The organism is Paenibacillus sp. UNC451MF, from assembly GCF_000686845.1.
GTDB lineage: Bacteria > Bacillota > Bacilli > Paenibacillales > NBRC-103111 > Paenibacillus_S.
In genome coordinates, this window is record NZ_JMLS01000001.1 from 88,390 (window position 1) to 110,188 (window position 21,799).

General features: G+C 47.1%; 17 protein-coding genes. 14 read left to right on the forward strand and 3 right to left on the reverse strand.

Annotated elements, in window-relative coordinates:
- Positions 1-21 precede the first annotated feature (21 nt).
- The 10 genes from BP97_RS34715 (at position 22) to BP97_RS0100470 (ending at position 13,720) form a co-directional block, all read left to right on the forward strand.
- Positions 22-642 carry an SGNH/GDSL hydrolase family protein gene (locus BP97_RS34715; protein ID WP_051620247.1) on the forward strand — a complete coding sequence of 207 codons (621 nt, stop codon included), beginning with the start codon at positions 22-24 and terminating at the stop codon, positions 640-642.
- A gap of 444 nt (positions 643-1,086) precedes the next feature.
- A complete protein-coding gene (asnB, locus tag BP97_RS0100430) occupies positions 1,087-2,964 on the forward strand; it encodes an asparagine synthase (glutamine-hydrolyzing) (RefSeq protein ID WP_028547344.1) in 1,878 nt (625 codons plus the stop codon).
- Between the two features lie 14 nt (positions 2,965-2,978).
- On the forward strand, positions 2,979-3,716 hold the full coding sequence (locus tag BP97_RS0100435) for a Cof-type HAD-IIB family hydrolase (protein WP_028547345.1): 738 nt from the start codon (positions 2,979-2,981) through the stop codon (positions 3,714-3,716).
- A gap of 35 nt (positions 3,717-3,751) precedes the next feature.
- Entirely contained in the window at positions 3,752-4,237 is a 486-nt protein-coding gene (locus tag BP97_RS0100440) for a DUF456 domain-containing protein (RefSeq protein WP_028547346.1), read from the forward strand.
- Positions 4,238-4,270: 33 nt separating this feature from the next.
- Positions 4,271-5,947: a putative polysaccharide biosynthesis protein gene (locus tag BP97_RS0100445; RefSeq protein ID WP_028547347.1), complete on the forward strand. Its 1,677-nt coding sequence runs from the start codon at positions 4,271-4,273 to the stop codon at positions 5,945-5,947.
- Between the two features lie 213 nt (positions 5,948-6,160).
- The gene (locus BP97_RS0100450; RefSeq protein WP_036745296.1) at positions 6,161-9,838 is read left to right on the forward strand and encodes a response regulator; all 3,678 of its coding nucleotides are present in this window, start codon (positions 6,161-6,163) and stop codon (positions 9,836-9,838) included.
- A 15-nt stretch (positions 9,839-9,853) separates the two neighbouring features.
- On the forward strand, positions 9,854-10,720 hold the full coding sequence (locus tag BP97_RS0100455; protein WP_028547349.1) for a CheR family methyltransferase: 867 nt from the start codon (positions 9,854-9,856) through the stop codon (positions 10,718-10,720).
- Between the two features lie 131 nt (positions 10,721-10,851).
- Entirely contained in the window at positions 10,852-12,600 is a 1,749-nt protein-coding gene (locus BP97_RS0100460) for an alpha-glycosidase (RefSeq protein WP_028547350.1), read from the forward strand.
- An 88-nt stretch (positions 12,601-12,688) separates the two neighbouring features.
- Positions 12,689-13,138, forward strand: coding sequence for a GNAT family N-acetyltransferase (locus tag BP97_RS0100465; RefSeq protein ID WP_028547351.1), 450 nt, complete (start codon positions 12,689-12,691; stop codon positions 13,136-13,138).
- Between the two features lie 132 nt (positions 13,139-13,270).
- Positions 13,271-13,720: a hypothetical protein gene (locus BP97_RS0100470; RefSeq protein WP_028547352.1), complete on the forward strand. Its 450-nt coding sequence runs from the start codon at positions 13,271-13,273 to the stop codon at positions 13,718-13,720.
- On the opposite strand, the gene BP97_RS0100475 is transcribed toward BP97_RS0100470, so the two are convergent.
- Positions 13,721-14,983, reverse strand: coding sequence for a DUF2515 domain-containing protein (locus tag BP97_RS0100475; RefSeq protein ID WP_028547353.1), 1,263 nt, complete (start codon positions 14,981-14,983; stop codon positions 13,721-13,723).
- Positions 14,984-15,160: 177 nt separating this feature from the next.
- On the opposite strand from BP97_RS0100475, the gene BP97_RS0100480 reads away from it, so the two are divergent.
- Positions 15,161-16,744 (forward strand): copper amine oxidase N-terminal domain-containing protein, encoded by a 1,584-nt coding sequence (locus tag BP97_RS0100480; protein WP_028547354.1) that lies wholly within the window; start codon positions 15,161-15,163, stop codon positions 16,742-16,744.
- 175 nt (positions 16,745-16,919) lie between these two features.
- Here the strand turns inward: BP97_RS0100480 and BP97_RS39475 are convergent, their stop codons facing one another.
- Both BP97_RS39475 and BP97_RS0100490 read right to left on the reverse strand, forming a co-directional pair.
- Complete coding sequence (locus BP97_RS39475) at positions 16,920-17,123, reverse strand: type II toxin-antitoxin system antitoxin (protein ID WP_081823855.1); 204 nt, start codon at positions 17,121-17,123, stop codon at positions 16,920-16,922.
- Positions 17,124-17,135: 12 nt separating this feature from the next.
- Entirely contained in the window at positions 17,136-17,978 is an 843-nt protein-coding gene (locus BP97_RS0100490; protein WP_028547356.1) for an SPFH domain-containing protein, read from the reverse strand.
- A gap of 184 nt (positions 17,979-18,162) precedes the next feature.
- Here BP97_RS0100490 and BP97_RS0100495 point away from each other — a divergent pair, with 184 nt between their 5' ends.
- From BP97_RS0100495 to BP97_RS0100505, 3 genes are all read left to right on the forward strand, one after another.
- Positions 18,163-18,507 carry a thioredoxin family protein gene (locus BP97_RS0100495; protein ID WP_028547357.1) on the forward strand — a complete coding sequence of 115 codons (345 nt, stop codon included), beginning with the start codon at positions 18,163-18,165 and terminating at the stop codon, positions 18,505-18,507.
- A 267-nt stretch (positions 18,508-18,774) separates the two neighbouring features.
- Positions 18,775-19,689: a COX15/CtaA family protein gene (locus BP97_RS0100500; protein WP_028547358.1), complete on the forward strand. Its 915-nt coding sequence runs from the start codon at positions 18,775-18,777 to the stop codon at positions 19,687-19,689.
- Between the two features lie 125 nt (positions 19,690-19,814).
- Positions 19,815-21,584, forward strand: a complete 1,770-nt coding sequence (locus tag BP97_RS0100505; RefSeq protein ID WP_028547359.1) for a UbiD family decarboxylase — start codon at positions 19,815-19,817, stop codon at positions 21,582-21,584.
- Positions 21,585-21,799 lie beyond the last annotated feature (215 nt).

Consider the following 21,799-nt stretch of genomic DNA (forward strand, 5'->3'; position numbering starts at 1 on the left):
ATTAACTGGAGGGCAATGTTTATGAATGGATCAAGATGGCAAGGAAAATCGTGGGGAACGCTTGGCGACAGCATCACTGCTGCTTTCGGTTACCAGCCGCTTGTCCAGAAGGCGGTAGGGTTTCAAGACGTAGTGAATTACGGAGTAAGCGGCTCTCCTATGACGGCGGGTGGAGAAACTGACGATGGCGCCACCGTTCATGTCGGTAAAAGGATGGATACTTCCCTAGATTGTGTCACTATATTTGCCGGTGTGAATGATTTTCGTTTAAACAAGCCAATCGGAGAACTGGGAACCTTCAATGAAAACTCATTTCTTGGGGCATACACCTCCGTGGTGGAGCATATCATCGGGCACAATCCGGATGTAACGCTGTCGTTATGGACTCCTCTTCAGCGGGATAAAGACGGATATGATATTCATTATGTCAATGAAGCGGGACATCGCCTGATCGACTACGCGGATGCGGTGAAGCTTATCGGTCGAACGTATTCTCTTCCCGTTCTGGATTTATACTTCTTGAGCGGATTTACCAAAAATACATTGCCCCAGTACACCTCGGACGGATTGCATCCTAATGAGGCTGGTCATCATCGGATTGCTTTGCTCGTATCGGACTTTTTGCAGCAGTTGTCATTGTAAGATAGCCGGGAGTCTTCCAAAAGGAAGGCTGGAGTCTATTGAGCGCCCAGTTTTTCAGAAGATGGCTTAAGGCTGGAGAGGTGGGGTATCCCCTGGAGGAGCGAAAGCGTCCGCCTTTGTTATCAGGAAATTACCGCTGTAAAGCGAATAAATTGAAAATTTCCTGATAACAACAGCGGCAGGAAGGGGATACCCCACCGGAGTACCACGTACGCTTCTGAAGTTCTCGTCAATTCGGAGCCTTCCCAAAGGGAGGCTTTTTCCATTGAATCCTATGAGTTTTTTCAACGGTTAAACTCAGATATTACGGCTATTAAAGCGATAAAAAGCAAAAAAAGACGGATTTTAGGTTCCATTTCCTGAACTCGCTGCGAATATGGTATACTAGACTATCGAATTATTTCTAACCGTTACTGTACGGACGTTTGAGGAGGAAGCAATACGATGTGCGGGATTACCGGAGCAATGTATTTTGAAGATAGAGAACCATCGCAGGCCATGCTGAAAGCGATGACGGATGTTATCGTTCACCGTGGGCCGAATGACGTAGGATTTTGGACTGAGAACCGGATCGGCTTAGGGTTCAGACGGCTGTCTATCATTGACATTCGGGAAGGGCATCAGCCGATGTCCAATGAAGATGACACGGTATGGATCGTGTTCAACGGAGAAATTTATAATTACAAGTATTTGCGCCATACCTTGCAGGAGAGAGGGCATCAGTTCAAGACCCACTCGGATACCGAGGTCATCGTACATATGTATGAGGAGTACGGCGAGGATTGCGTTAAGCAGCTTCGTGGTATGTTCGGCTTCGTCATTTGGGATCGACGCAAAAAGCTGTTGTTCGGGGCGCGCGATCATTTTGGCATTAAGCCGTTTTACTATTTCAAAAACAGAAAACGTTTCTTATTCGGATCGGAAATCAAAAGCTTGTTGGCGGCAGACGGAATGGATCGCACGATTCATACGGAAAGCTTGCTGAACTATTTGACTTTCCAATATGTTCCTGAGCCGGATACGATGTTCAGAGGCATTCATAAGCTTCCGCCAGGTCATTCCATTACAGTGACTTATGATGGGGACATGAAAATCCAGCGTTACTGGGACCCTATGTTCGAGCCTGTGGAACGCCCGTTCGAGGAGTATGTCGAGCAGATCCGTGAAGGCTTGAAGGATTCGGTTATTCATCATATGCAAAGTGACGTGGAACGCGGCTGTTTCTTGTCGAGCGGTATTGATTCAACTGCAATAGCGGCGCACATGCGCAGCATTGAGCCGATTCGCACCTTCTCCGTAGGCTTTGAAGGGCCTAACAATGAGACGGAAATCGCGCGTCAAACCGCTTCGGCGCTGGATACAGAGCATTTTGCCAAAATCATAACGCAAAAGGATTTCTTCGATACGCTGCCGAAGGCTGTATGGCATCAGGATGAACCGGTAGCCGATCCATCGGCTATTGCGCTCTATCATGTGGCCCAGCTTGCCCGCGAGCAGGTAACCGTGGTTCTCTCAGGCGAAGGCGCTGACGAGCTGTTCGGGGGCTACCGGATCTACCGCGAGCCTCAAGCGCTGCAGCCAATCGAGCGGCTGCCTCATGCGTTAAAACGGATGATGCATGCCTTGGCACGGCTATTGCCAAATGGGATGTACGGTAGAAACTATGTTCTCCGCGGAACAACTCCGCTTGAAGAGCGGTTTATCGGTAATGCCAAAATATTCACGGAAGATATGAAAGCCGATATCGTACGGATTGATCGTGAGATGCTGAGCAGCTATACGAATCCGCTTCAGATCGCGAAGAAGTTCTACGATAAGACTCGCCATTTGGACCCGGTTACACGAATGCAGTACATCGATATGAACCTTTGGCTGCCTGGAGATATTCTGATGAAGGCGGATAAAATGACAATGGCTCATTCTCTGGAGCTGCGCGTTCCGTTCTTGGACGTAGAGCTTTACGAAGTGGCCCGTAAAATTCCGGCTCGATACCGGATTGCTGAAGGCACAACGAAATATATATTCCGCAAGGCGATGGAGGGGCTTATTCCCGACAATATTTTGACCCGTCCGAAGCTAGGCTTCCCTGTACCGATTCGCGATTGGGTGAAGGGCAACCAAGGCAAGGTGATGATGGAGCAAATTGCTGCCAGCGGCATCGAGGATTACATCAATATGGATACGGTTCGTCAAATGCTGGCCAAGCATCAGAACGGTCAAGGGGATTACGCACGCCGTTTATGGACCATTTATATGTTTGCTCTGTGGCATGTTACTTATATGGAAGAATTGCCGAGACCAACGCTCGCAGAAGCGTTATAGGGGGAAGTGACTGCATGGGTAATTTTAAGCTGGTAGCCTTGGATATGGACGGAACCTTCCTAATGGAGGATAAAACCATTTCCGTTGAGAACCGCAAAGCGGTCAAAGCCGCAGCGGAAGCAGGGGTAACGGTGATGTTCGCAACGGGCCGCGGTATCCCTAATGTCCTGCCGTACGTAGAAGAACTCAATCTGCAATCTCCGATTGTTGCCGTCAACGGCAGCGAGGTATGGTCTGCTCCAGGCAAGCTGCACAGCCGCAACATGTTCAATCCGGAGCTTATCATCCAAATGCGCGAGCTTGCGCTAAAATACGATACATGGTATTGGGCATACTCCGTTAACGGTCTTTTTAACAAAGAACGTTGGACCAATAAGGTTTGGGACGAGCAATGGCTCAAATTCGGCTATTACTACGAAGACGAGCCTACCTTGAATGCGATTCGCGAGAGGATGATCGAGTGGGGGGAAATGGAAGTAACGAATTCCCACCCTTGCAACATTGAGCTCAACCCTAAAGGGATAAGCAAAGCAAGCGGTCTGAGACAGGTATGCGAATTACTGGGCATCGAGATGTCACAAGTCATAGCAATGGGCGATAGCCTGAATGATGTTACGATGATTCGTGAGGCCGGTCTAGGCGTTGCGATGGGGAATGCGCAGGATTCGGTGAAGAGTCTTGCCGATGTCGTAACCGTTACGAATGAGGAGCATGGGGTTGCACGGATTATTGAACAGTATATTTTGTCCTAAACAGAGGGCAATGGAATGAAGCGGGGTGTCTGTCAATGGTCGTAGCAGCCTGGATTATCGTAATTTTATTGTTTGCTGTCGGGATGGCCGGTGCCGTGTATCCGGTCCTTCCTGGAGCATTAGCTATTTATGCAGCGTTTTTCATCTATGGGTGGATGGTTAGTTTCGAACCGTTCGGCTTTTGGTTCTGGTTTATCCAAACGACGATTGTAATTGTGCTGATGGTAGCCGATTATTTGGTAAGTGCGCTGGGGGTCAAAAAGTTCGGCGGTACCAAGGCATCCGTAGTCGGCAGTACGATCGGGCTGCTGTTAGGTCCATTCGTTATTCCTGTCGCAGGACTTCTGATCGGTCCTTTTCTTGGTGCAGTGATTGGAGAAATGATCGTCGGGACCGAGTGGAAGCAAGCGTTAAAAGCCGGGGTTGGTGCTTTGGTAGGGTTTTTCTCGGGCTTGGTCGTTAAAGTGATTTTACAGTTATTAATGATTATTTTGTTCATTATTTGGGTGCTGAAGTTTTAGCAATCCATTCTTTTTCGGGGAAGAGGGAAAGTTTTGGCAAAGGATTCACTGGTAAAAGGTACGTTGATCTTAACATTGGCTGCGCTGGTGGCAAGGGCTTTAGGCGTGGTACAGCGGATTCCTCTCATTTTACTGTTAGGCGATATAGGGATGGCGGCATACGGCATCGCGTTCAACCTATACTCGATGCTGCTTGTTGTAGCTACCGCAGGGATTCCGAGTGCGCTCAGCAAAATGATCTCTGAGCGGACTGCGCTTGGACTCCATGCTGAAGCGAACCGTGTGTATCGGGCAGCGCTATGGTTTGCCGCCGCGGCTGGTATTGTGATGACGCTGTTCCTGTACGTCATTGCGCCATATTATGCGGAGAGCATTATTAATCCGCAGGCGCTGCTTCCTATCCAGGCATTGGCCCCTGCGCTGCTCTTATTCCCGCTGATTGCAATTATGCGGGGATATTTTCAAGGCCGCCGGATGATGATGCCAAATGGGCTATCACAAATTATCGAGCAAATTTTTCGAGTTGTCACCTCTGTGGTGCTGGCCTACATTCTGCTTGGACATAGCATGGAGTGGGCCGTTGCTGGCGCATCGTTCGGCGGTGTGATCGGCAGCGTTGCGGCAGCTGCGGTTATGGTGTATTATGCGATGCGACTGCGCCGCAGTGATGCGTCCGAACGGACAGCAGTGACTGCCGGCACTGATGCAGCCAGAGAAGGTGTCACGCGCAGCACGCTTTCCTTCAAAACGATTTATAGTCAAATGTTCAAGCTCTCGATTCCTATCGTTATTTTTTCTATGACGGTTACGCTTATTTACACGATTGATTCGTCCATCGTAACGCTGCTGCTTAAAGATCAGGTAGGAGAAGAGAATGCTAGGGAAATTCTCGGAATTCTTGTAGGGCGAGCACAGTCCTTGGCAGGCATTCCGATTATTTTGGCTGTAGCGTTAAGCCAATCGGTCGTACCGATCATCTCGTCAGCTTACTCGCAAAAGGACTTGAATCAGGTTTCCGATCAAACCGGCAAAGTGCTCCAGATTTCCATACTGAGCGGCCTGCCTATGGTGCTGCTTATTTGTCTGGCGGCATCGCCGATCAATGCGTTTATTTTCGGTATTCCGAAGGATTCAGCAATCGTCGAAACGTATGCAGCTCCAATCATTATTGTCCTTACTATTAGTGCTATTTTCCAAATCGTCATGCAGACGTCCGGTGCGGTGCTCATGGGGATGGGGAAAATGCGTGCACTTATGCTGCATGTAGTTGCTGGTATTGCAGTGAAGCTGGTTGCCAGCTTTGTATTGGCGCCATCCATCGGCATTTACGGGATTATTGCAGCGACCTGCTTGTGTTTCGTCATTATGACCTGGCTTAACCTGCGCGTGCTTCGCAAGGAAGTCAAATTCCGTGTCCTTGGAGCACGTCGCTGGACAGGCTTGATGGTTACAACGGTAGTCATGGTCATCGTCGGCATCGCATTGGATTGGCTGACTCAGAGCTACGTAACCCCATTTGGAAATCTGAGATGGGATGCCTGTATTCAAACGATCATTATTTGTGCCATTGTTGGAGGAGCCTATCCGCTTCTGCTGTTCCTGACACGAACGATCGGAATATCGGATTTGCAGCATATGCCACGTCCACTTCAGCGCTTAATCGGTCGTGTTGCACCGCGACTGCTCCAAAAAGCCAAATCTAATAGCTAGGCGAGGTACGTTGATAGTATTTCAATAGTTGAGCTAACCGTCGGAAAGGGTCAAGAAGACCTGAAACTGGCGGTTTTTTTTATTCAACACGTACGCTGCGTGCTGGAGCTGTGATCTGCCAATTTCGTTAACACACCCGGTTGTATCTCGAATTATGATATAATAGTTTAAAATATTAAATCATTCGTATTATTTTTTCTAAGGGGTTAAATTATGCTAAAGAATAGGAAATGGAGCATCAGTTCTAAAATCGCATTAGGTTATTTGTTGGTTTTTTTATGTATGGGCCTTTCGATCTTCTTTCTTATGAATCGAATTTATGACCTGCAAAAAGAAGTTCATTTCATTGCTGATCATGATATCGACGTGCACAATCTGGCTAACCAGATTGAAAAAAATATTTTGGATATGGAAACCGGTCAGAGAGGTTATATCATCACTGGGGAAAGCAGCTACCTGGAACCTTATAATGACGGAAAAAAGAATTGGCAGCAGGGCTACCAACAGTTACACGAGAGGCTTACTGATAATCCAGCTCAACAAAAAAAACTGGAAGCTATTAAGAGCAGCATAGAAACTTGGATGTCTACTTCTGGTGATAAGCTGATTCCGCTGCGTAAAGATAACAAGGCAGAGGAGATTCTCCAATATTACAAGGATGATAAAGGCAAGCAATATATGGATCAAATGCGATCCCAGTGGGACAATTTCCGGCAGGAAGAGAAACAGCTGACGGCAGCGCGGGTTGCTGACCTGGAGTCCAAGAACAATGAGCTTCAGACAGAATTGTATTTGCTAATGGTACTGGCGCTCGTACTCTCGGTTATTGGAACAATGACTGTATCCCGTTCCATCGTCCGAACGATCCAACAGGTGGTCTCAGCTATTAAGCAAATAGCCTCTTCCGAGAAAAATCTGAACACCCGTATCGATGTGAGGACAAGAGATGAAATTCGCGAACTGGCGGAGGCGACCAATTCATTGCTGGAAAGCGTTCAGAAGCAGGATTGGTTAAAAACAGGGATTGCTGAGATTGCAGCGATGAACCAGGGTGTGAATAATATTGAGGAACTGGCCCGTTTGTTTATTACAAAGCTAGCTTCAACTATGAATGCGTCCTATGGTGCCTTTTATATCCGCAGGGGGCAGGGCGAGCAGCAGCGTTTTATTAAGATTGCATCTTATGCCGGGGGCGATTCGATAGGCAAGACCAGTGTCCGGTTGGGAGAAGGACTCGTCGGGCAAGCGGCTTTGGAGAACAGAATATTGCATTTAAATGATATTCCCGAATCGTATATTCAGATTTCGTCGGGGCTGGGTCAGGCAGTGCCAAAGAGCGTTATTATTACACCTGTATCCTATGAAGGCCAAGTTGAGGCTGTTTTCGAGCTGGCTTCTTTCGATCGCTTCAACGAGCTTCATCAGGAGCTGCTTGAGCAAATTCGTACTTCTTTCGGTATCGCTGTAAATAGTGTACAGGGCCGTATGGAGATCGCACGATTGTTAGCCGAGTCTCAAGCGTTTACGGAAGAGCTGCAGACGCAGTCCGAGGAGCTTCAAGCACAATCGGAGGAAATGCTCAGTCAGCAGGAGGAAATGAAAGCCTCCAACGATTCTTTAAAGAAATCCGAAGAACGTCTCCAGCGTCAACAGGAAGAACTGGAGAAGGTCAATACCGAATTGTCCAAACGCTCTTATCAGCTTGAGGCTCAGGTTCGGTTCTCGGAAGAGGTCAATGTGGAGATTGAGCGGCAGAAGGAAGCTTTACAAAAGCGGACCGAGGAACTTACAACAATGTCCAAGTACAAATCCGAGTTCTTGGCCAATATGTCTCATGAACTACGGACTCCGCTTAACAGCATGCTCATCCTGTCGCAATTTCTGGCGGAGAATAAGGAAGGCAACCTCAGCAGTAAGCAGGTTGAATTCGCTCATACGATCCATGGTTCCGGAAGTGATTTACTGCGTCTGATTGACGAAATTCTCGATCTTTCCAAGGTAGAAGCGGGAAAACTCGATTTGAATGTGGATATGACTATCGTTGATGAAATAGCAAGTATGCTTCGTCGTAATTTCCAACCGGTTGCGACGAAAAAGGGACTGGAGTTCCGCGTCGAGTCAGGGACCGATGTGCCTCCTTACTTCTATACGGACAGTTACAGGCTGATGCAAATTTTGAAAAACTTTTTATCTAATGCGTTTAAATTTACAGTGCAAGGTCACATTGCACTCCGAATATACAAAACGGAATTTGCGTTTGCTGATGTGCCGGGTACAGCCAAACAGGCAGCTATTGCATTTGCGGTAACAGACACCGGAATCGGAATTCCGGAGGACAAGCAGGATATGATCTTTGAGGCGTTTCAACAGGTAGACGGCACAACAAGCCGTAAATACGGTGGAACCGGCTTGGGACTGACTATAAGCCGCGAGCTCGCACAATTGCTAGGTGGAGAAATAAGCTTGGAAAGTCACAATGGACAAGGTAGCACCTTTACGCTCTTTTTGCCTGCGGTCACCGATCAGGATGAACAGGTACTGTTACCTATAACAACCAACGAAGTCGCCGCGGGGGCTGAGTCCGTTTCCGTGGAAACAGCAAGCACCAATAATGTTCCACATATTAGCGATATTGTGATACCACAAGTCGTATTGTCCGATCCTAAGCTGCTTGCACCAGGTGAGGTTGAGGACGATAGAGAGCATATTGAGGCTGGCGATAGAGTCATGCTGATCGTGGAGGATGATGCGCCTTTCGCGAGCTTTATTCTCGATATGGCCCGTTCCCGCGGGTTCAAGGGCTTAGTCGCAACACAGGGAGACAAGGGGTTAGCTCTGGCCTACACCTACAAACCTCATATGATCATGCTGGATATCCATCTGCCGGTGATGGACGGGTGGACCGTATTGGATTTGCTTAAGCAAAATCCAGAAACTCGCCACATCCCGGTTCATGTACTGTCTGTTGTAGATGAGCCTCAGCAAAGTCTTGTATCAGGAGCCATGGCTTATTTGAAAAAGCCGGTCAGCAAGGAGATGCTGGAACAGGCATTCAATAGTATAGAGGATTTACTCAATCGGATTCCTAAGCGTTTGCTTATTGTTGAGGACAATATGCCGCTACGTGACAGCTTAGTAGAACTTATTGCTCATGACGATGTTGCCATAACTGCGGTAGGATATGGAGAAGAAGCGCTTCAAGAGCTGAGTGGCGGACATTTTGACTGCATGGTGCTTGATTTGGAGCTGGCGGACATGTCGGGATTCGAACTGTTGGACCGGATTCGCAATATAGAAAGACTACGTACACTACCGATAATTATTTTTACCGGTAAGGATTTGGATATGAAGCAGGAGCGAGAGCTGCGTAAATATGCGGAGAGCATTATCGTGAAAAATGTAAAATCACAGGAACGGCTCTATGCTGAAACGGCATTGTATCTTCACCGGGTTGAATCTCAGCTGCCGGAGGAACGTCGCAAGCTTCTTCACAAGCTGAACAATGCGGAGGATGTATTCGAAGGCAAGCACATCATGCTAGTCGAGGATGATATCCGCAACGTATTTGCGCTTACTAACGTGCTTGAAGAGTATAAATTAAAAGTAACCTATGCCGAAAACGGCCGGGAAGCATTAAATGTGCTGCAGTTGAACCCGGATATCGATTTGGTGCTGATGGATATTATGATGCCGGAAATGGATGGCTACGAAGCGATGAAGCAAATTCGCAGCAATCCGATGCACGAGCAGCTGCCAATTATCGCGCTCACCGCGAAAGCGATGAAAGAAGATAGGCAAAAATGCATCGATGCCGGTGCTTCCGATTACATCAGTAAACCTATTAATACGGACAAGCTGCTTTCCATGTTAAAGGTATGGTTATATAAGTAGTCAGGGGGGAAAAGGTTGTCCGATAACTCAGGCCAACTGCCGCATTCTGAAGAACTAATTGATGATGAGAGGCAAAAGATCGAAATCGAGCTTCTGCTTGAAGGCATTTACCGGATGTATGGCAACGATTTTCGAGATTATGCCTATGATTCGATTAGCCGACGTATTACACACACGGTCAGACAGCTAGGGCTGACCTCGATTACCGCCCTGCTTGAACGTGTGCTGCACGATTCGAATGCGATGGAGCAGCTGCTGCGCAGCTTGACCATCAATGTGACCGAAATGTTTCGTACACCCTCTTTGTTTTTGACTTTTAGGAGTAAGATAGTACCGTTTCTGAATACGTACCCGTCGATCCGGATATGGCATGCCGGCTGCTCAACAGGCGAAGAGGTACTGTCCATGGCCATTCTGCTCCAGGAGGAAGGACTGTACGAAAAGACGCGCATCTATGCAACCGATATTGACCAGGAAGTGTTGGAGCAAGCGCAGTCGGGTAGAGTAATGCTAGGCAATATGCAGCAGTATACGCAAAATTATATATTGTCCGGAGGAAAAGGTTCCTTCTCGGATTACTATGCTGTCGATCAGGGTGATAAAGTGACCTTTAATAGTTCGCTCTTAAAGCACGTTATTTTTGCCAAGCATAATTTGGTGACCGATCAATCATTCAATGAGTTCCATGTTATTTTTTGCAGGAATGTCATGATTTACTTCAACCGGAATTTGCAGAGGCGGGTTCACAGCTTATTCCACGAGAGCCTCCCCCGGTTTGGCGTGCTTGTTCTTGGAGAACGCGAGACGATGCGGTTCAGCGGGTTCGAGACCTATTACGAGCCGTTGAACGAAGCAGAGAAAATATACCAAAAAATTAAATAAGCGGAAACCTTCAAGCCCTTCAACTTCTTAGCGGCTTGGAGGTTTTTTTTTGTTGCAGTTGGCTTCTGTTTAGCGAAATTCCATGCGGGTTAATGAGAGTTAGAACTTATACCCTGGATGGAGGCTGACCTATGCTGTTAGAGTGCTTTTATCACGTGGCCCAAAGTAATTGGGCTTATGCTTACGATAACGAGACGATTCATTTGAGAATGAGAACCAAACGGGACGATGTGGAGGAAGCTGTGGCGGAGACCGGCGATAAATATGATTGGGACAAGACCTATGCCGAATATAAGATGGTGAAGACGGCAGCGGACGGGAGATTCGATTATTGGGAAACCAACATCCAACCTCCATTTCGACGGGTCAGCTACTGCTTTCGTTTGAGAGCGGGTTCAGAGACCGTGTGGATGACGGAGAATGATATCCGACATGAACGGCCGACGCCAACCGGGGATTACTATGATTTTCCGTATATTCATCCGATTGATACTAATTCCGTCCCGGAGTGGGCTAAATCAGCTGTATTTTATCAAATATTTCCCGACCGGTTTGCTAATGGAGATCCATCCAACGATCCGGAAGGCGTGTCCCCTTGGGGAGAGGAGCCAACCTCAGATAACCGATTCGGAGGAGATCTGCAAGGCATCATCGACAAGCTGGATTATTTGACCGATCTGGGCATCAATGCGATTTACTTAACGCCTGTGTTTGAAGCGCCCTCCAATCACAAATACGATACGGTAGATTATAAAAAGGTCGACCCGTGGTTCGGTGATAATGAGATGCTGCGTAAGCTGGTGGATGCTTGTCATAGCAAAAATATCCGTGTCATGCTGGACGCAGTGTTTAATCATTGCAGCGAGAAGTTCCCTCCGTTTCAAGATGTGCTGGAAAAAGGGGAAGAATCGAAATATGCTGATTGGTTTCACGTTAACAGCTTTCCATTAGAGTTTAAAGATGGAGTCCCGACATACGATACGTTCGGTTTTTTTGGTAATATGCCCAAGCTGAATACGGCTAATTCGAAAGTGAAGCATTATTTGCTCGATGTGGCCGAATATTGGATCAAAGATATTGGCATCGACGGCTGGAGGTTAGATGTGGCTAACGAGATCGATCACCACTTTTGGCGGGATTTCCGTAAAGTAGTTAAGGCCGCCAATCCGGAGGCATACATAGTAGGAGAGGTATGGAGTGACTCATTAAAATGGCTGATGGGTGACCAATTCGATTCGGTTATGAATTATCCGTTTTCGAATAAAGTACTGGAATTTTTCTCGTCATCGGATATGGATGGCTTTACGTTTGCCAATAGCATGGGGGGCTTGCTGATGCGCTACCCTAAACAGACGAATGAGGTTGTGTTTAATTTGCTATGCAGCCATGATACACCGAGAGTCATTACTAGAGTCGGAGAAAACAAAAGGCGCTTAAAGCTTTGTATTGTTTTCTTGCTGACGTACATGGGAACACCTTGCATCTTTTACGGTGATGAGATTGGCCTCACGGGTAACGATGATCCGGATTGTCGCAAGTGTATGGAATGGGATACGGATAAACAAGATCGGGAACTGTATGATTTCTACAAGCTTTTGATTGGACTTCGTCGTGAGCATGAGGTGTTAGTCAAGGGGAACTTCCGTTTTTTGAAGGCGGACCGGGGAGACCAGAAGGTTATTTACGAGCGGCTTGGCGATCGCGAGCATTTTACGATATGGATGAACAATACGGAGGAAGCGACGGTGCTTTCACATGCGATGGATACTGACGATTGGTGCGATGCATTAACAGGAGATGAGGTTCATCCGGCAGATGGAGTGATGAACATTGAACTAGAGCCGCTGGGATACCGTATATTGCGGCGCAGCTTGAGTTAAAACTTTTCGTATTTGCAGCGACTGACAACCATGATAAGATTATACAAACGATCATCGAGCTTAGGCAGCAGAGGAGATAAGGATAAAGATGATAGAGAGAAAGATTCGAGTCGCAGAAGCAAAAGATACGGACCAGCTGATGCAGCTGATGTACCAATACATGGATTTCTATGAAAGGCCTCGTCCCGAGGAGAATGCGCTCAGACACTTTATTGGCCGTTTGCAGCAGGAGCCTTGTTCAGGCCTTCAGTTCGTAGCGGAGCAAGGAGGAAGCTTGGTAGGCTTCGCCACGCTTTACTTTACGTTCAGCACGCTTCAGCTCAAACGTGCCGCTATCATGAACGATCTGTTTGTTGCTCCTTCTGAACGAGGCTTGAAAGTAGGCGAAGGGCTGTTTCAAGCATGCCTGCAGCACGTCAGGTCTAACGGTTATGCGTATATGACCTGGGAAACAGCTCAGCATAATACAGCGGCTCAGACGTTTTACGACAAAATGGGCGGCCTCCGTTCTGATTGGCTGGTCTATGAAATAAGCTAATGAATGAAGAGAAGAATAGAGTAACCTCATCTCGCGATTTTCTTATACACCAGAAACAATTAGAAGAAGGTGATATGAGCTCGTGTCGGAGGTTACTCTTTTATTATTTGTAAAAAAGGGAGTCAATCAAGAATGAACAGAGAGTTGCTGATGCTTTATTGTATCTGCGGTTTGTTCATTGTGACAATCGCGGCTTGCAGCCAGACGTATCAAGTCACAACAGCTTCCACGAAAGCCCTAAATCAAGAGCTGCGGGAGATGTCCTCTACGATAACATTATTTCGCTGTTCTTTTACACGTCCGCAGCTTACATGCAGAGTCGCTTTGTCACGAGAACCGGATGAACAGCTGATAGATTCCCTATTGGTAAAAGTGAAGGCGTTCTCTACGTTGGACAACCTGGATGAGATTGCCCGCAAGGTTCACTGGAATGATCATATATGGACTATACGGCTGGTTGTCGGGACGGACCGTGATGTACAAACGACGCAGTATGAATATTCCGCCAGCTATTATCGATATCATATCGACCATAGCATTCAGGAGGTCGATGCGTACCAAACATGGAGCCTCTCTAAATGATTATTGAAGCAAATCCCCAGCCAATACGGCAAGCTCGATCTTGTTCAAACCAAAACAGTATTCGTGAGTCATCTCGAAGGAGAATGGAGGCTCTACCGAAGTAAGGTAGGCAAGACTTTCTTCTTGCTTAGAAGATTGATACCAGTCTCCGGATTCTGCTGAGTCGAACGCGTGGTCTTTCCATACGTCAGCCAAGCGTGGACTGTACAGCGGAGCAGCGCCTGAACGGAGACTGCATCCGTCAAGCCATTCCTTAAGCTGTCCTCTAGGAACGGGAGGTGCATGACGAATAGGGGCGAATAAATGAGGCCAGTAATCGGCTCGTGAGCCGGTATGGTGAATGTCCGATGCGAATCGAATTGCCCCATCTGCCACGACCGGTATTCCAAAAAGAATGGCATACAGCTTTTTACCCACCTCGATTCGTTCTTCAAGGCGGCTGAAGTTTTCCAGCACGAGACCTGATAATCTGAGCTTACCCATGTCCAGATAAGGCAGAATAACCTGATTCAGTTGAAGTAAGGACTGGGCACTGAAAAAAATCTTATCCAGTACGGTTTCGCGGTACACAGGATGCTGAACAACCCGCGTTTCGATGTAGTTCTGTTCATTGATAATGAGCGCCATAGTCAGAAGAGCTGAGTCGCGACGCTGCCAGAACTGCTCCCAGACCGGCTGCATGAACGTGGAAACATTGAAATGACGCAAGTAGTGGAACAGCGGTCTGCCTGCTTTCAAGCTAGCTTCATAAAGCAGAAGCTGGGGATATGCATCATGAAAAATTAGCGCGTTAGCTCGCTCAAGGAAGTCAAATACATGCTCACGCTGAGAAGAGCTGAGCAGGTAAGGCAGCAGCTCTCCCTTCAAATCAGTCATGTTCCAGCCGCCATTGCGGGATACCATATGAGCCAGCAGCGACCAGTGTAGTTGGGGATTCCGACAGTACATATTCAGGTAGGCGTGTGTCCGAGTGACATTGTTTCGATTATGATATGCGGTCGCCGAACGGATACGATTAATTAGGGCTGAATCTATTTTTGGGTTCATCATAAGTGCTGGTTCAGTACTTGTCGCCTTTAGCCTGGCACGGAGCTCTGCAACAGCCTCCTTGGGCAAGCGGATGCCGTCTATGTGGTCAAGCTGAGCGCTCTCGTACATGAACGTTGCCGTCTTTTCCTTAGCCCAATGGGCAACTTCCTGCGGAACATCCGCTAACTTGGTCAATAAATCCCAACCATTCCATCTGAACTTTCCACGGCTCATACAGCTTCCAGCCTTTCCTCCAGCAGTTCTTACCTTCGATTACCGTTACAAAAAAGGAATTCAATTCCTGTTGTCGAAATAGATATATGTGTGAAAATGAATCATTTTTCCATTTTGTGCGTATATAATTATGTTTTGACACACAGCGCACTTATTTTTAATTTATGGAGGTACGGAATGAAAAACAAAAGAATGAGCAGATGGCTGCCAATGCTAATGGTTCTCATGCTTGTGGTTCTGGCAGGTTGTCAGTCCGTAAGCGGAGTGGACCTGAACAAGGTAATTCAAAATTCAGTAAGCACGAAGTCTTCCCAAGGCACTCAGACGTTGACTCTGGAGCTGATTCGGAATTCGTCGGCCAAGCTATCTGACGATGAGCAGCGGATGTTGGATTTATTCAGCAACGTGAAGCTGAACATTACCGATATGAGGCAACAGGATGCAACGCACGTTTCGATTAAAGGGGCATTTGAATATAACAAGGGAAAAATACCGTTCCTGATGGTGATGTCCGAGCAAGATTATATTATTACGGTAGAAGGCGCGAACAAGCCGATAGTTCTACATAACAGTGTGGCTGCCATGGACCAAATTCAAGACCAGCTATCCCAGGAAATGAAAGAGCAAATTAAGCAATTGTACAAAAAGTCCGCTGAAATGGCTCCGTCCTTTGCAGCATACTTTGGAGGCAACCTGCCTAATCCGAAAAATATTACGATTTTCGATGCCAGGGAATATGTTAATAATGAAGGTCTGAACCTGAAGCGGATTCATGCAGAAATTAAAGGTGACGAGCTGGCTGATCTGATTAAAGGATTTTTAACGAACCTGTTAAAAGATGAAAAGGGAATGAAGGACATTCTCGGTCAGCTGTACGATTTGGTGCTTCCATTAGTACAACAGGCTATGAAAGAAAGTAAGGCTCAAGGCGGAAGCCCGATGGATGATATGATTGCTCCTTATTTGAACAACAAAACATTGGCCGTCGAGTTTGCCTTCACCTTCCTTCAAACGAAGCTGAAAGAGCTTGTAGACAGCTATGATCAATCTCTTCAGGCCGCTTTAAGCTCGTCGAATGGTGGTAAAGGCTTGCAAACGCTGCTTAGCGACAAGCAATATGCGAAATTCGATCTTTATGTAGATAGTGATTTGATGCCCCGCAAGTCAAGTACGGAAATTATGATCACGGTTCCGGATAGCGCAGATGAAGCGATCAGCGGCATCAAAATTACGTCGACTCAAGATATTTGGAACATTAACAAGCCGGTGACTGTAGAGACGATTAATACCAGCGGTGGTCTTCTGGAGATGAACTCGCTCAGCAAGCCGTCTAAGATTCTCGCGGCGCTTGATCCTAAATCTCAGTTGTATCAGCTGCTCAAATACGATTTGCACATTACGAAAAAACAAATCAACCTGTTCATGGATGACTACTCTTATGATGAATCAACGAAACCTTACATCAGTCATGATGTAACTATGGTGCCCGTCCGTTTTGTTGTCGAACAGCTTGAATCGGATGTAGCGTGGGATGCTGCAACTAAGCAAGTAACCATTACCGATCCGGTTAGCGGTGCGATTATCAAGCTGAACGTTGGCAGCAAGCAAGCTTCGGTTAACGGAACGATCAAATCGTTGGAAACGGAAGCTGAGCTTACCAACGGTACAACGTTCGTGCCTGTCCGCTTCATTGCCGAGAGCATGGGAGCCAAGGTTGAATGGAATCAAGAGCTGAAGATGGTAACTATTACTCGTGATTAGTATATCCGTTACTAACTGAATCATGAGTTCTTAGAAGAGAAGGCCGCTAAGATAGCGGTCTTCTCTTTCTTTTTACAGCAATTAGGGATATGCCGCATGAAATGCAGCCTGAAAAGCACAAAAAAGCCTGATTCCGCCGGATCAGGCTTTTCGTATGGATATGGTGACTATGCCCTTAATCTTCCTCCTCCGACTCCAATTGTTCAGCCGGGATACCGGGAGGGCGTGGACCCGGGAGCCTTCCTGCACGTGATGCCGCTTCCCGCAGTAGAAACTCAATATGTCCGTTCACACTGCGAAATTCATCTTCGGCCCATCGTTCAAGTATTTGATACAGCTTCGGGTCCAGCCTTAGGGCGAAGTTTTTCTTGGGTGCCATAGGCGCAAAGCCTTAATAGAGACTTCCGGTATTAATGACAGGATTAGCGGAACGGTCGGATACGATAGCCACCAGCAAATTGTTAATCATAGCTGCTTTACGTTCCTCGTCAAGTTCAATGACGCCTTCCTTTTGCAGCTGAGCAATGGCTAACTGCACCATACCTACAGCGCCTTCCACGATTTTGGAGCGTGCGGAGATAATCGCCGTTGCCTGCTGGCGCTGCAGCATGGCACTTGCAATTTCCGTAGAATAGGCTAGGTGAGTCAGACGTGCTTCAAGCACTTCAACCCCTGCAACAGATAACCGTTCTTGAAGCTCTCTGCTTAGCTCCTCTGCGATTTCCTCCGAATTGCCGCGCAGCGAGTACCCGGTTTCCTCAAACACATCATATGGGTACTTGTTAGCTACATGGCGCAGCGCCGTTTCACTTTGAATTTCAACGAATTGTTCGTAGCGATCCACATCGAATGTAGCCTTGGCCGAATCCACGACTTTGAATACAACTACCGCAGCAATTTCAATCGGGTTTCCTTCGATGTCATTAACTTTCAGCTTAGCGCTGTTGAAGTTGCGAACCCGTAGCGATACTCTCTTACGTGTGGAGAAGGGGATAGTTAACCAGATCCCGCTTTCGCGAATCGTTCCGGCATAGCTTCCGAAGAACGTAACGATATGACCTTGATTCGGTTGAATCACGGTAATTCCTGAAGCAAGGAAGACACCGATGATGATTAAAGTAACGCCCAGTATGCTGCTATCATTGATCAGCAATACTATGCCTGCTGCAATAAAGATAACCATTAATAGAACCCCGAGAAATCCGTTGAGGACCCAAGCCTTTTGTTCTTTCATTTTCAGCACTCCTTTTTAAATTCATATTTGTTATCAAATGAATATCCTTTTGATATTTTTATGATATCACTTTTGCTAATAATTGTAAAGTTCCGAAATTTACCATCAGTCAGTCTTACGTTGACACTTTTCATGAGGCATGCTATAAAGTGGTTGTAAAGACTTGTTGAAGGCGGTGTATATAATGGAACAAGTGAATTCCGAGCAAGTATTTCAAGAAAAAATAGCGGGTGCAAAGCCAACTATTGCTGTTTTTAAAACAACCTGGTGCAAAGACTGCCACTTTATCGATCCTTTCATGCCTGATGTGGTGGAGGCCTATAAAGATCGGTTAGATTTTATCCAGCTTGACCGCGATGAAGTGCCTGATCTGTGCGAGAAGCTGAACATTCTTGGCATTCCTAGCTTTATTGCTTTTCGCGAAGGGCAGGAGCTGGTTCGCTTCGTAAGCAAACTGCGCAAAACAAGAGACGAGATCGAACAATTCCTTGATCGTGCTTTGGAAGTTTCTGAGGCCTTGAAGAAATAAATTCAGCATCGAAAACGCAAAAAAGCTGCTTTTTGTTCGGGATTTTCTGAACAAAGAGCGGCTTTTTTGATGGACATGAAACTGTCAATATTGCATACGGCGCGGCCTGTCTAGGTTTATGGGAATGCTATGAAAACCGGATGGTTTTGTTTCAATGGTTTGTAACAATTCCGCATGGATTTGCTCCAGTTTTATGGCTATAATGAAACATGAGCGATTGACTTGACTCATCATGTCGAGACTTAAAAAAGTAGGTGAGTTCATCACATGAATACGCAGAAATGGTTAAAATGGTTTTCCTTTGCCAGCATGTATGGAATGCTCTTGATTCTGATCATGGGCGCTCTGGTTACCAAAACAGAGTCGGGTCGCGGCTGTGGAGACGATTGGCCGTTATGCAACGGGAAATTTGTTCCTGCTTACACCATCGAATCGATCATTGAATACAGTCACCGTTTTGTGACAGGCATTGTAGGCATGATTTTACTTGTTACACTGATTTTGATTTTCCGATATAGTCGCAGAAAAGACGCCAAATGGTTTGTAGGCTTGGCAATGTTCTTTACCATTCTTCAAGCGATTCTGGGAGCGATGGCTGTTATGTGGCCTCAATCCTCGGCAACCCTTGCACTGCATTTCGGTATCTCCTTGGTAGCTTTTGCCTTAACGCTCTTGCTTGCCTTGGTATATACACGATTCGGATCTATGCTATCGGAGACAAAGAGTTCTTTATCACCAGGTATCAAATGGGCTATATGGATTATTACCATTTATTGTTATGGGGTTGTGTATTTAGGAGCTTTCGTAAGACATACGAATTCGGCAGGCGGTTGCGTAGGATGGCCGTTGTGTAATGGACAAGTTATTCCTGAGCTTTCGGGAGCTACGCTCATCGTGTTCATTCATCGCTTGGGTGCCGTTCTGATGCTGCTGCTCATCCTTTGGTTCTACTTCAATGTAAAGTCGAAGATGGGAACCCGGGACAACGTATATCAAGCGGGCAAATGGGCATTGATCTTCGTTGTGCTGCAAATATTCAGCGGCGCATATGTGACTTTGTCTATGGGATATGATTGGTACTTGCTTGCAAGTATGCTTCATACGATACTCATCTCCTGTTTATTCGGAATCTTATGCTACTTATGCGTGCTTACCTTACAGGGCAGAAAAGGTATCCGCTAATGACGGGCTTACGGAGCTTTCTTATGGGCTGCGTGAGCCTTTATTAATTTGATTCCAAGCTTCGAAACGAAAAAGGACTCTATCCGTTATACATAAAGCTAGGCATAAAAAGGAGAAGGTGACATATGGTATTTACAAATTTACGGGCATTTGTGGAAGCGCTGCGCAAAGAAAAGCAATTGGTTGAAATCAGTGCGCCGGTAGATCCAAACCTGGAGCTGGCGGAGATTCATCGGAGAGTGATTGATGAGGAAGGTCCTGCACTTTTATTTACTAATGTAAAAGGCAGCTCATTTCCCGTAGTTACGAATCTGTTTGGTACAAGCCGAAGAGTCGATCTGGCTTTCGGTCCAAAGCCAGAGCAGTTCATGAAACAAATCATTAACGCAACCGACACGCTTATGCCTCCAACGCCGAAAGCGTTATGGAACGAGCGTGGTCTTCTTATGGATTTGATGAAGGTTGGGACCAAAACCGTCCCTTCATCGGCTGCGCCAGTAACGCAGCAGCTTCGCAAAGACGCTCCGCTTGCAGGACTGCCTGTGCTGACCTGCTGGCAGGAGGATGGCGGCCCGTTCTTCACGCTGCCGCTTGTTTATACTGAGCATCCGGCTAACGGCCATCATAACCTCGGCATGTACCGCATGCAGGTTTATGATGACCGGACGACAGGGATGCATTGGCAAATCCATAAGGGCGGGGGCTTCCATCACTACGAAGCGGAGCAGCGAGGAGTTGCGCTGCCTGTTACCGTGTTCCTGGGCGGCCCGCCCGCATTGATTGCTTCGGCGATCGCACCCGTGCCTGAGCATTTGCCCGAGCTGATGCTCACATCGCTCATTATCGGGCAAAAGCTGCCTATGGTGGAAAATCCAAATGGCGGCCACAAGCTCGTAGCGGAGGCCGAGTTCGCCTTCTGCGGCTCGGTTCCGCCGCATGTTCGCAGGCCAGAAGGACCGTTCGGTGACCATTTCGGATATTATTCGTTAACCCATGATTTCCCTGTGTTTAATATTGATCACGTGTGGCATCGTAAGGATGCCATTTATCCGGCGACGATTGTCGGCAAGCCTAGACAAGAGGACTATTACCTCGGCGAGTTTCTTCAACGGCTGTTGTCTCCGGCTTTCCCTATGGTTATGCCAGGGGTCAAGGAGCTGTGGACTTACGCCGAGAGCGGCTTTCACTCACTTGCTGCCGCTGTCGTTCGTGAGAGCTACAGCCGTGAGGCATTGACGACGGGCTTTGCCATTCTGGGTCAAGGGCAGCTGACCTTGACGAAATTTCTAATGCTGACGGATCAGCCGATTTCTCTTGAACGGTTTACTCCGTTATTGGAGGCAGTTCTGGAGCGCTTTGATCCTTATCGCGATTTATTCATCTTTAATAACACCTCACACGATACGCTCGATTATACCGGAGGGCGTCTCAATCACGGCAGTAAAGCCATCATGATGGGAGTGGGAGAACCGATTCGCACCCTGCCGGCTGTTTACGAGGGCGGCGAGATTCCCGAGATCGACCGTTTATCGGTTTACTGCCGAGGCTGCCTTGTCGTTTCGGGTGCTGGTTATGTTCAGGAGCCTGAACTCGCACAACGTCTTGTGGGGCATTCCGGGGACCGTTTGAAGGAATGGCCGCTCGTTATTCTTGTGGATGATGCGAAGCAAGCTACAGCCAACCAGACCGCGTTCTTATGGACGGTGTTCACACGCTTTAATCCAGCCAGCGATATTTTTGCACGCACGCATGTAAATGGGCATCATCTGGCATACGAGCTCCCTATCGTCATCGATGCGCGAATGAAGCCTGGATATCCGGATGAGTTGATTCCACGAGACGATATTGTAAAATTGGTCGACAGCCGATGGAACGAATATTTTAACCGTGTTTAATGATGTGATATAGATAATTCGTGTAACCGGTATGCTCAGGCACTTGCTGAAGCATATCGGTTTTTCCACTTTGCGAAAATTGCATTCTGGCAATTAGTGGGGAGGACAGCCTAATTAGCAACGCATAACTATGGGTATACTTACAATTATTTGCATGCAGCGATGGATATGTTTTGATAAAAGCGCAAAGCGCCTGACTCCGCTGCCCCGCAAAT

Bases quoted from the DNA above. Each gene is read 5' to 3' on its own strand.
- BP97_RS0100465 (WP_028547351.1), top strand. From the start codon at position 12,689: ATGATAGAGAGAAAGATTCGAGTCGCAGAAGCAAAAGATACGGACCAG.
- BP97_RS0100440 (WP_028547346.1), top strand. From the start codon at position 3,752: ATGGTCGTAGCAGCCTGGATTATCGTAATTTTATTGTTTGCTGTCGGG.
- BP97_RS0100435 (WP_028547345.1), top strand. From the start codon at position 2,979: ATGGGTAATTTTAAGCTGGTAGCCTTGGATATGGACGGAACCTTCCTA.
- BP97_RS34715 (WP_051620247.1), top strand. From the start codon at position 22: ATGAATGGATCAAGATGGCAAGGAAAATCGTGGGGAACGCTTGGCGAC.
- BP97_RS39475 (WP_081823855.1), bottom strand. From the start codon at position 17,123: ATGGCACCCAAGAAAAACTTCGCCCTAAGGCTGGACCCGAAGCTGTAT.
- BP97_RS0100500 (WP_028547358.1), top strand. From the start codon at position 18,775: ATGAATACGCAGAAATGGTTAAAATGGTTTTCCTTTGCCAGCATGTAT.
- BP97_RS0100450 (WP_036745296.1), top strand. From the start codon at position 6,161: ATGCTAAAGAATAGGAAATGGAGCATCAGTTCTAAAATCGCATTAGGT.
- BP97_RS0100480 (WP_028547354.1), top strand. From the start codon at position 15,161: ATGAAAAACAAAAGAATGAGCAGATGGCTGCCAATGCTAATGGTTCTC.
- asnB (WP_028547344.1), top strand. From the start codon at position 1,087: ATGTGCGGGATTACCGGAGCAATGTATTTTGAAGATAGAGAACCATCG.
- BP97_RS0100470 (WP_028547352.1), top strand. From the start codon at position 13,271: ATGAACAGAGAGTTGCTGATGCTTTATTGTATCTGCGGTTTGTTCATT.
- BP97_RS0100505 (WP_028547359.1), top strand. From the start codon at position 19,815: ATGGTATTTACAAATTTACGGGCATTTGTGGAAGCGCTGCGCAAAGAA.
- BP97_RS0100475 (WP_028547353.1), bottom strand. From the start codon at position 14,983: ATGAGCCGTGGAAAGTTCAGATGGAATGGTTGGGATTTATTGACCAAG.
- BP97_RS0100490 (WP_028547356.1), bottom strand. From the start codon at position 17,978: ATGAAAGAACAAAAGGCTTGGGTCCTCAACGGATTTCTCGGGGTTCTA.
- BP97_RS0100495 (WP_028547357.1), top strand. From the start codon at position 18,163: ATGGAACAAGTGAATTCCGAGCAAGTATTTCAAGAAAAAATAGCGGGT.
- BP97_RS0100460 (WP_028547350.1), top strand. From the start codon at position 10,852: ATGCTGTTAGAGTGCTTTTATCACGTGGCCCAAAGTAATTGGGCTTAT.